8 protein-coding genes and 1 pseudogene are annotated in these 10,599 nt (G+C 67.0%); 7 read left to right on the forward strand and 2 right to left on the reverse strand.

The features are described 5' to 3' along the window. A partial coding sequence (gene eccCb / locus ACOJVU_RS02820; protein ID WP_421528380.1) for a type VII secretion protein EccCb occupies nt 1-3,675 on the forward strand: 3,675 nt, incomplete at its 5' end. A 28-nt stretch (nt 3,676-3,703) separates the two neighbouring features. Here the strand turns inward: eccCb and ACOJVU_RS02825 are convergent. Then, the gene (locus ACOJVU_RS02825) at nt 3,704-4,864 is read right to left on the reverse strand and encodes a cytochrome P450 (protein WP_421528381.1); all 1,161 of its coding nucleotides are present in this window, start codon (nt 4,862-4,864) and stop codon (nt 3,704-3,706) included. A gap of 2 nt (nt 4,865-4,866) precedes the next feature. After that, nucleotides 4,867-6,018, reverse strand: a complete 1,152-nt coding sequence (locus ACOJVU_RS02830) for a cytochrome P450 (RefSeq protein ID WP_421528382.1) — start codon at nt 6,016-6,018, stop codon at nt 4,867-4,869. Between the two features lie 238 nt (nt 6,019-6,256). Between ACOJVU_RS02830 and ACOJVU_RS02835 the strand changes: the two genes are divergently transcribed. From ACOJVU_RS02835 to ACOJVU_RS02860, 6 genes and pseudogenes are all read left to right on the forward strand, one after another. Continuing rightward, entirely contained in the window at nt 6,257-6,451 is a 195-nt protein-coding gene (locus ACOJVU_RS02835) for a ferredoxin (RefSeq protein ID WP_421528383.1), read from the forward strand. Nucleotides 6,452-6,907: 456 nt separating this feature from the next. Next, nucleotides 6,908-8,083, forward strand: a complete 1,176-nt coding sequence (locus ACOJVU_RS02840; protein WP_421528384.1) for a PPE family protein — start codon at nt 6,908-6,910, stop codon at nt 8,081-8,083. Nucleotides 8,084-8,163: 80 nt separating this feature from the next. Continuing rightward, nucleotides 8,164-8,463, forward strand: coding sequence for a PE family protein (locus ACOJVU_RS02845; protein WP_421528385.1), 300 nt, complete (start codon nt 8,164-8,166; stop codon nt 8,461-8,463). Between the two features lie 12 nt (nt 8,464-8,475). Further along, complete coding sequence (locus ACOJVU_RS02850; protein WP_421528386.1) at nt 8,476-9,726, forward strand: PPE family protein; 1,251 nt, start codon at nt 8,476-8,478, stop codon at nt 9,724-9,726. 198 nt (nt 9,727-9,924) lie between these two features. Then, complete coding sequence (locus ACOJVU_RS02855) at nt 9,925-10,224, forward strand: PE family protein (RefSeq protein ID WP_421528387.1); 300 nt, start codon at nt 9,925-9,927, stop codon at nt 10,222-10,224. A 281-nt stretch (nt 10,225-10,505) separates the two neighbouring features. After that, nucleotides 10,506-10,599 (forward strand): annotated as a pseudogene (locus tag ACOJVU_RS02860) (WXG100 family type VII secretion target); the annotation flags it as partial.

The raw sequence follows: 10,599 nt of genomic DNA on the forward strand, positions 1-10,599 counted from the left end.
GTCCGGATCGGCGTGGGCATGACCCGCCCCGAGGTGACCTGGGGTGAGCCGCAGAACATGCCGACCGACATCGAGCTGGAGCCGGTGACCGGCAAGGCGCTGCAGGAGTTCGGGCGCTACCAGAGCGTCGTCTACAACCTGCCGAAGATGATCTCGCTGCTGGTCGAGCCCTGGTACGCGCTGCAAGGGGAGCGCGAACAGGCGCTGGGGCTGATGCGCGCGATCATCTGCCAGCTGGCCTTTTCCCACGGACCCGACCACGTCCAGATGATCGTGGTGAGTTCCGATCTCGACGAATGGGAGTGGGTGAAGTGGCTGCCGCACTTCGGCGACCCCCGGCGTCAGGACGCGGCGGGCAACGCGCGGATGGTGTACGGCTCGGTGCGCGAGTTCGCCGCCGAGCAGGCCGAGCTGTTCGCGGGCCGGGGTTCGTTCACGCCTCGGCATGCCAGTTCCTCGGCGCAGACGCCGACGCCGCACACCGTGATCATCGCCGACGCGGCGGATCCCCAGTGGGAGTTCGTGATCAGCGCCGAGGGCATCGATGGGGTGACATTCTTCGACCTCACCGGATCGCCCATGTGGACCTCGGTCCCGGAGCGGATGCTCAGCTTCGACGAAAAAGGCATCATCGAGGCGCTGCCCCGCGACCGCGACACCTGGATGGTGATCGACGAGAAGCCGTGGTTCTTCGCGCTCACCGACCACTTCAGTATCGAGGAGGCCGAGGAGTTCGCACAGAAGGTGGCACGCTGGCGTCTCGCCGAGGCGTACGAGGAGATCGGCCAGCGGGTCGCCCATATCGGCGCCCGTGACATCCTGGCCTACTACGGTATCGACGACCCGGCCGACATCGACTTCCACGCGCTGTGGGGCAGCCGCTCAGACCACATGGGCCGTTCGCGGTTGCGTGCGCCGTTCGGAAACCGCTCCGACAATGGCGAACTGCTGTTCCTTGACATGAAGTCACTGGACGAAGGTGGTGACGGCCCGCACGGCGTCATGTCCGGTACGACGGGTTCGGGTAAGTCGACCCTGGTGCGGACCGTGATCGAATCGCTGATGCTCAGCCACCCGCCCGAGGAACTGCAGTTCGTGCTGGCCGACCTCAAGGGTGGATCGGCGGTCAAGCCGTTTGCCGGGGTACCGCACGTGTCGCGGATCATCACCGACTTGGAAGAAGACCAGGCGCTGATGGAGCGCTTCCTGGACGCACTGTGGGGTGAGATCGCCCGCCGCAAGGCGATCTGCGACAGCGCCGGCGTGGACGACGCCAAGGAGTACAACTCGGTACGCCTCCGGATGCGGGCCCGCGGCCAGGACATGCCACCGCTACCGATGCTCGTGGTCGTCATCGACGAGTTCTACGAGTGGTTCCGCATCATGCCGACAGCGGTCGACGTGCTCGACTCGATCGGCCGGCAGGGCCGCGCATACTGGATCCACCTGATGATGGCGTCGCAGACCATCGAGAGCCGGGCGGAGAAGCTCATGGAGAACATGGGTTACCGCCTCGTGCTGAAAGCCCGTACTGCGGGCGCGGCGCAGGCGGCCGGTGTGCCCAACGCAGTGAACCTGCCGGCCCAGGCGGGTCTGGGTTACTTCCGCCGGAGCCTCGAGGACACGGTCCGGTTCCAGGCGGAGTTCCTGTGGCGCGACTTCATCCCCCGCGGTGTCACGATCGACGGCGACGAAGCGCCCAGGCTGGTGCACAGCATCGACTACGTACGCCCGCAACTGTTCACCAACTCCTTCACCCCGCTCGAGGTCAGCGTCGGGGGGCCGGATCAGGTCGCGATCCCGACGAACGGTGAGTCGGCCCACGTGGCGATGCCCATCGAGGCCGAGGAGGAAGACGAAGAGGGAATCCGGATACCGAAGATCGGTACCGTGATCATCGACCAGTTGCGCAAGATCCCGTTCGAGCCCTACCGGCTGTGGCAGCCACCGCTGAACCAGGCCACGGCGATCGACGTGCTGGTCAACCGGTTCCTCGGGCACCCGTGGCAGCAGGACTACGGAACGGCGCAGGACCTGGTGTTCCCGCTCGGAATCATCGACCGTCCGTTCAAGCACGACCAGCCGCCGTGGACGGTCGACACCTCGGGCCCCGGCGCCAACGTCCTGATCCTCGGCGCTGGCGGTTCGGGCAAGACCACGGCGCTGCAGACGCTGATCTGCGCCGCTGCGATGACCCACACCCCCGAGCAGGTCCAGTTCTACTGCCTGGCCTACAGCAGCACCGCGTTGACCACGATCGCACAGCTGCCCCACGTCGGTGAGGTGGTCGGCCCGACGGATCCCTATGGCGTGCGCCGTACCGTGGCCGAGTTGCTGGCGCTGGTGCGTGACCGAAAGCGCACGTTCCTCGAATACGGGATTCCCTCGATGGAGGTGTTCCGGCGCCGGAAGTTCGGTGGTGCCCCCGGGCCGGTGCCCGACGTGTTCGGCGATGTCTACCTGGTAATCGACAACTACCGGGCGCTCGCCGAGGAGAACGAGGTCCTGATCGAGCAGGTCAACCTGATCATCAATCAGGGACCCTCGTTCGGTGTTCATGTGATCGTCACCGCCGACCGCGAATCGGAGTTGCGCCCGCCGGTGCGCAGCGGTTTCGGCTCGCGCGTCGAATTGCGGCTGGCGGCCGTGGAAGACGCCAAGCTGGTGCGTTCCCGGTTCGCCAAGGAGGTGCCGGTCAAGCCGGGTCGCGGCATGGTCGCGGTCAACTACATCCGCCTCGACGCCGACCCCCAGTCGGGTCTGCACACGCTGGTGGCCCGGCCCGCGCTGGCCAGCACGCCCAGCAATGTGTTCGAGTCCGACAGCATCGTCGAGGCGGTCAGCAGAATCACGAGCGGGCAGGCCCCGCCGGTGCGGCGGCTGCCGGCCACCTTCGGCGTCCAGCAGGTGCGGGAGCTGGCCGCCCGGGACACCCGCCAGGGCGTGGGTGCCGGCGGGATCGCCTGGGGTATCTCGGAACTGGACCTCAACCCGGTGTACCTCAATTTCGCCGAGAACTCGCACCTGATGGTGACGGGGCGGCGCGAATGCGGGAAGACCACCACGATGGCCACCATCATGGCCGAGATCGGGCGACTGTATGCTCCGGGGGCCAGCAGCGCGTCTGCCACGTCGCAACGTTCGGCCCAGGTCTGGCTGGTCGACCCGCGCCGTCAACTGTTGACCGCACTGGGCTCCGACTACGTGGAGAGGTTCGCCTACAACCTCGACGGCGTGCAGGCCATCATGGGCGAACTGGCCGAGGTGCTGGCGGGACGCGAGCCACCAGCCGGTTTGTCCGCCGAGGAACTGCTGTCGCGGTCATGGTGGAGCGGTCCGGAGATCTTCTTGATGGTCGACGACATTCAGCAACTCCCGACGGGATTCGACTCGCCGCTGCACAAGGTCGTTCCGTGGGTGACCAGGGCCGCCGATGTGGGCCTGCACGTGATCGTCACCCGCTCGTTCGGCGGCTGGTCGTCGGCGGGCAGCGACCCGATGTTGCGGGCGCTGCACCAGGCGAATGCGCCGCTGCTCGTGATGGACGCCGACCCCGACGAGGGTTTCATCCGCGGCAAGATGAAGGGTGGTCCGCTGCCCCGTGGCCGTGGCCTGCTGATGGCCGAGGACACCGGCGTGTTCGTTCAGGTAGCGGCGACCGAGGTCCGCAAGTAGTTCGCCGGGGTTGCGTCGGGCGGTAAGTTCAGTCCCAGCGAAGCGGTAATGCCTTGAGTGCGAACGTCTTTGACGGGAATGCGATCTCGGGGGTGTAGTCTGCGGGTAGTGCGAAGTCGGGGATCTGGTTGAGCCATTCCCCGACGACCACCGTCAGTTCCATCCGGGCCAGGTGGGCGCCCAGGCAGCGGTGCGGTCCGCCGCCGAAACCCCAGTGCCGGTGCAGTTTTCCGTCCATCACCAGGTCGTCGCTGGACGTCTCGTCGCTGCCGTCGCGGTTGATGGCGGCGATGCACAGGCGCACCGAGGTCCCCGGGGGCAGCGTCATCCCGCCCACCTTGACATAGTCGGTGGTGACCCGGGCCACCACCGGCGCCGAGGGTTCGAGCCGGACGACCTCCTCGATGAACGCTCTGACCTGCCTGGCGTCCGTGCGCAACTGGGCGCGCAGCGTGGGTCGTCGCGCCAGCTCGAACAGCGAGAACCCGATCGCCGCCGCCACCACGTCCAAATCGGCCAGGATCTGCAGGAAGACCGTGCCGAGCAGTTCGAGGTCGCTGAGCTCGCCGGGCCCGTGCATCATCTGCGACAGCATGTCGGCGCCCCGGCTGCCGCGGCGTCGCTCGATGGCGTCCGCGAAGTACCCCAGCAACTCCTCGCCCTGGCCCGCCGCGGATCTGCCGGCGACCACAGCGTCCTTCCACCCGATCACGCGGTCCCGATCCTCGGGTGGCAGCCCGTAGAGTTCCATGAACACCTGGAACGGGTAAAGACGGGCGAAGTCGGCCATCGCTTCGCACCCACCGCGGCCGGCCAGCTCCGCGACCATCTCGGCGGCGTGGCGCTGCAGCACGGGCCGGGATCTGCCCACCGCCTGCGGGCTGAAGTAGGGGTCGAGGATCGTGCGGTAGAACGTGTGCTCGGGCGGGTCGAACGCCAGCGGCACCACCGGCACCGGACTGCCGGGGGGCTGCAGCGCCAGTCGTGCCGAGAAGATCGCGGGGTCGCGCAGCGCAGCCAGCACGTCCTCGCGTCGGGTCAGGTAGTAGTGGCCGTTCATGTACACGACCGGACCGGCGTCCCGCAGCACCTTCCAGCCGGCGCCGCGGTCTGTGCTGAGCGGTAAGGTCGCGTACTCCAGGCGCGGCAGCCGGAATGCACCCGACTGATGTTCTGCGCGCGTACTCATGGTCAGTTCCAGCGCAGCGGCAATGACGTGAGCGCGAAGGTTTTCGACGGGAATGGGATCGCCGGGACGTAGCCGTCGGGGAGGTCGAAGTCGGGGATCTGCCTGAGCCACTCGCCGACGATGATGGTCAGTTCCATCCGTGCCAGGTGGGAGCCCAGGCAGCGGTGCGGTCCGCCCCCGAACCCCCAGTGCCGATGCATCGTGGCGTCCACGACCAGCTCGTCGGTGGATGTCTGGTCGCTGCCGTCGCGGTTGATGGCGGCCGTGCACAACCGCACCGGTGTGCCGGGGGGCAGCGTCATGCCGCCCACCTTGACGAAGTCGGTGGTGACCCGGGCCGCGGCCGGCGCCGAAGGCTCGAGCCTGACAATTTCTTCGATGAAAACCCTTATTTGCTTTGGGTTTTCGCGAAGCTCACCGCGCAGCTGAGGCCTGCGTGCCAGCTCGAACAACGAGAAGCCGATCGCCGCGGCCACGGTGTCCAGTCCGGACAGGATCAGCAGGTGCGTCATGCCCAGCAGTTCGAGGTCGGTGAGCTCGCCCGGTCCGGTCATGATCTGCGTCAACAAGTCCGAGCCCGGGCTCGTGCGGCGTCGCCGGATGACGTCGGCGAAATAGTCGTACAGCTCGTCGCCCTCGGAATGGCCGGCTACCACCGCGTCCTTCCAACGGATCACGCGGTCGCGATCGGTCAGCGGCAACCCGTACAGATCCATGAACACCTGGTAGGGATAGAGGCGTCCGAAATCGGCCATCACCTCGCATTCGCCGCGGCCCGCCAGGCCCGCGATCATGTCTCTGGCGTGGCGTTCCAGCACGGGCCGCGACTTGCTCAGGCCTTCCGGGCTGAAGTACGGGTGCAGAATCTTGCGGTAGCGGGTGTGCTCGGGCGGGTCGAACGCCGAGGGCAACACCGGAACGGGGCTGCCGGGGGGTTGCAGCGCCAGTTGCGCCGAGAAGAGGTTCGCCTCGCGCAGTGCCCTCAGCACGTCCTCGCGGCGGGTCAGGTAGTAGGCGCCGTTCATGTAGACGACCGGCCCGGCATCGCGCAAGGCCTTCCATCCGGCACCTCGGTCCTCGGCCATCGGCAACGTCGAGTATTCCAGCCGCGGCATGGGAGAGGAGCCAGGCTGCCAGTCGTCGAGAATGCTCATGCGACCTGGTGTCCGCCTATCTGTCTTGGTGATCGCCCGATGTGGCGAGGCTACTGGCCGAGCCAATTGTGCATGCAGCGCGCCGGCGACGCACCGATCCGTTTTCGGGTGCGATGCCGGGCTCAAGCGGCGCGCGTCTGTGCGGCCATCCACCTGACCCTACCGACCGACTAATCTACCTAGCGAGTTGTCAATCCGACCTGGTGTGCTTGTCGGAGCCGCCGAAGAAGGAACTCAGGTGAAGGTTCGTCTCGAGAAGTCGAAATGCGTAGGGCACGCACAGTGTTACGCCGTCAGTCCCGAGCTGTTCCCGATCGACGACTCGGGCTATTCGATCCTCGAAGAGCACGAGGTGCGGCCCGAGGACGAGGAGCTGACACGCGAGGGTGTGGCCTCCTGCCCGGAAATGGCGCTCATCCTCGAGGAGGGTTGACGGCACTGTCCGCTCAGTCAACAGCCGAGCAAACGGCACATGAACGGCCGTTGACTTCGAGTGAACAGTGGTCGGCGGGCAATGAACAGTTGGCGTCTCCGTTCGGTGTCCCGCGTACAACAGCTTAATGTCTGTGCCGAGCGACAGGTCGGCCCGTAAGCGAGCTGTCGCTCGGTTGCTGACTATGGGGGTGTCCGAACAGTATCCGCGCGTTGCTCGTGACCGGTCTCATGGGAATCCCGTTGAGGGTTCGCTAGTCCGCCGCCGCGAAACAACACGCCAACGTGTTCGGTTTGCCTCGCGACTCGATTTGCCGACTGCAAAGGCGCAGCGGAGAACTCCACAGACCCGGCGGCGGAAGCAGCGAATGTGACGAACGCATGACCGCGGCCCCGTCCAGGTCTTGTTCGAACGTCGGGGTCGCCCGACGACCACGGCCCAACAAGGGAGGGCACGGTGTTTGAGTTCGGGGCGATACCGCCCGAAATCAATTCCGGTCGCATGTACATGGGCCCAGGCTCGGCGCCGATGATGGCGGCCGCCTCGGCATGGGACGAGTTGGCGGCCGAACTCGGTTCCGCCGCAACCGGTTACGGTTCGGTGACCACGGAATTGACCGGTGGACCCTGGGTGGGGCCGGCATCGGCCTCGATGATGTCGGCCGCCGCGCCGTATGTGATGTGGCTCAGTGCGGCGGCTGCCCGCGCTGAGGAGACCGCCAATCAGGCCAGGGCGGCCGCGGGCGCCTACGAGACGGCGTTCGCGATGACGGTGCCGCCGCCGGTGATCGCCGCGAACCGGTCTTCGCTGCTGACGCTGATCGCGACCAACTTCTTCGGGCAGAACACGCCGGCGATCGCGGCCACCGAAGCGCAGTACTTGGAAATGTGGGCGCAGGACGCTGCCGCCATGTATGGGTACCTCGCCTCGTCGTTGACCGCCTCGCAGCTGGTCCCGTTCGACTCCCCGCCACAGACGAGTAACCCGAATGCGGGCGCCGAGCAGGCCAGGGCGGTGGCGCAGGCCGCCACCGCCCAACCCCAACTCGTTTCCGCGGCCAGCGCACTGCCCCAGCCGCTGCAGCAGTTCTGGACGACGCTCACCACCGATCCGGCCGCGCTGGGGTGGCCCTGGAACTCGATCCCGACCGCATGGAACACCTCCGGCATCACCCAGGCGACCTACTACACGTGGTTCCACAACTTGCTTCAGGTATACAACGGCTACGGTGCGGGTTACCAGGCGTACAACATGGCCCAGCAGCTGGTCTTCGGTATCGGCACGACGGCCGGTGTCGGGGGTTACTGGTACCCGACACCGCAGTTCGCGCAATTGGGCCTCGGCGCCCATAGCGTCTCAGCGGTGTCGGCCGGCACCGGGGGTGCCGGCCGGATCGGGGGCCTGTCGGTGCCCTCGGGATGGGCCACCCCGACCACACCGGCGACGGAGGTCAGCTCCATCGTCAAGGGTATGGAGGGCACCCCCGTCCAGGCGGCGGCGAACAACGCGCCTGGCAACGCCCTCCTACGCGGCATACCGCTGGGATCCGGGGGCCGACGTGCGGCTTCCGGTTACGTCAACAAGTACGGATTCCGCTACAGCGTGGTGGTGCGCCCGCCATCGGCCGGATAAGCCCGGATAAGCCCGGACATGACCATGACCACTGAATCTCGGAATCTGTCGAGTTCGAAGGTTCCCGGAAAGGGGATCGCATGTCGTTCGTGACTACGCAGCCGGAGGCACTGGCGTCGGCCGCGGGGACGTTGCAGGGAATCGGCTCGACGCTGAGCGCCCAGAACGCCGCGGCGGCGGCTCCGACGACGGGAGTGGTGCCCGCGGCTGCCGACGAGGTGTCGGCGTTGACCGCCGCGCAGTTCGCCGCCCATGCGCAGATGTATCAGGCCGTGAGCGCTCAGGCGCAGGCGATTCACGAGATGTTCGTCAACACCCTGGGCGTGAGCTCGGGATCCTACGCGGTGACTGAGGCGGCCAACGCGGCCGCGACCGGCTAAAGGAGGTCACAGGTGATTGATTTTGGTGCCATTGCGCCGGAGGTCAACTCCGCGCGGATGTATTCGGGTCCGGGTTCGTCGTCGCTCGTGGCGGCGGCCTCGGCGTGGAACGGGCTGGCCGCGGAGTTGAACTCCACGGCGCTGAGTTACGACAAGGTGGTCACCGCCCTGAGCAGTGAGGAGTGGTTGGGGCCGGTCTCGGCGTCGATGGCAGCGGCCGTCCAGCCCTATGTGGCGTGGATGAGCACCACCGCGGCCCAGGCCGAGCAGGCTGCCGCCCAGGCGCGCGCGGCCGCGGCCGCCTACGAGAGTGCGCTGGCTTCCACGGTGCCCCCGCCGCTGGTGGCGGCCAACCGCACCGAGACGGCCCAGGCGATCGCCACCAATGTCCTGGGGCAGAACACCGGGATCATCGCGCAGCTGGAAGCCCAGTACGCCCAGATGTGGGCCCAGGACGCCACCGCAATGTACGCCTATGCGGCCCAGTCCTCCACGGCCACCAAGGTGACGCCCTACAAGAACGCACCGGCCATCGCCAATCCCGCCGCCCAGTCGCTGCAGTCGGCCGCAACGAGCAGCGCGGCGAGCGGCTCGACCACCAACAGTCTGCAGAACATCATCTCGTCGTTACCGAGTCAGCTGCAAAACCTCGCCACTCCCGCCGGGGTCACCAATGCAAGTCAGTTCAGCCCGAACAACCTGCTCACCGAGCTGTGGTTTCTCATCAGTGGTCAGAGCGTGCTGCCCAGCAACATCGGGACGTATATTGCGGGCTACAACAACTACTCAGCGCTCTGGTACAACACCGAGGGTCTACCCTATTTCTCCGTCGGTATGGGTAACTTCGGCGTTCAGATCGCCAAGACGACGGGTGCACTCGGCGGTATCGCGCCGACCGCCGGCGGCGCCGCCAAGGCCCTTCCCGGCCTGGGCGGGCTGGGCGGCCTGCTCGGCGGTGGTGGCGGCGGCGTTGCCGCCCATGCCGCGTCGGCGACCATGGGCGGCGCCGGCTCCATCGGCGGCAAGCTCGCGGTGCCGGTCTCGTGGTCGGGTGCCACCGCCCCGCTGGCGAATGCCCCGGCGCAGCTGGTCAGCACTGTCAGCGCCGCCCCCGAGGCGGCCGCGGGTGCCGGCGGACCCGGGAACCTGCTCGGTGGGATGCCGTTGGCCGGTGCCGGTGCCGGCGCCGGTAGCGGGGCCGGGTCCGGGCCGCGGTACGGGTTCCGGCCCGTGGTCATGTCCAGGCCACCGTTCGCCGGGTAGTGACCGATTCGCTGTGACTGCGTTGTGAGAGGCTCCGAGTCGGGTTGCGCGCTGTTACCCTGGCGTTACGGAAGGTGAATTTGTGGTGCCGTTTGGTGAACAGTGTCGATCAGGGTACGCCGAAGGCGGCTTGGCGCTACGTTGTCGTCTACTCTCATCCGAGAGTGATTGCTGAACGATTATCGAGGAGGAAACAGTATGTCGTTCGTGACCACACAGCCGGAAGCTCTGGCTGCGGCGGCCGGGAACCTGCGGGGTATCGGCGCCACCATGAGCGCTCAGAACGCGGCGGCGGCGGCCCCCACGACCGGGGTCGTGCCCGCTGCAGCCGACGAGGTTTCGGCGCTCACCGCGGCCCAGTTCGCCGCGCACGCCCAGATGTACCAGGCGGTGAGTGCTCAGGCGCAGGCGATTCACGAGATGTTCGTGAACACGCTGTCGATGAGCTCCGGCTCGTACGCGGCCACTGAGGCCGCCAACGCTGTCGCTGCCGGCTGACCTGAGTGGGCGGTTCCGGGGCCTCGGTCAACGTCGTCTTCGCGCTTTCCCGGGCAGCACCGGGCGGTCGATCGACTCGGGTTCCAGGCTCGACTCCGCTCGAATTCGTGCGCTCGTATGACGGCGGACAGGCAGGGGCACGTCTTGATGTGCTCGGCGAGGCGGATGCGTTTTGCTGTCTTGGCCTCGTCGAGCACGACTCCAGGCCGCTGAACATGACCGAGTAGTGGTCTGGCCAACTCACGGGCACTTCATGAGACAACAGAGGAGACCACGGCAACATGGCTACGCGTTTTTTGACTGATCCGCATGAGATGCGGGCGATGGCGGGTCGTTTCGAGACCCATGCGCAGACGGTGGAGGATGAGGCCCGCA

Origin of the sequence: Mycobacterium sp. THU-M104, from assembly GCF_049197365.1 — a bacterium.
GTDB lineage: Bacteria > Actinomycetota > Actinomycetes > Mycobacteriales > Mycobacteriaceae > Mycobacterium.

Bases quoted from the DNA above. Each gene is read 5' to 3' on its own strand.
- ACOJVU_RS02825 (WP_421528381.1), bottom strand. From the start codon at position 4,864: ATGAGTACGCGCGCAGAACATCAGTCGGGTGCATTCCGGCTGCCGCGC.
- ACOJVU_RS02855 (WP_421528387.1), top strand. From the start codon at position 9,925: ATGTCGTTCGTGACCACACAGCCGGAAGCTCTGGCTGCGGCGGCCGGG.
- ACOJVU_RS02845 (WP_421528385.1), top strand. From the start codon at position 8,164: ATGTCGTTCGTGACTACGCAGCCGGAGGCACTGGCGTCGGCCGCGGGG.
- ACOJVU_RS02830 (WP_421528382.1), bottom strand. From the start codon at position 6,018: ATGAGCATTCTCGACGACTGGCAGCCTGGCTCCTCTCCCATGCCGCGG.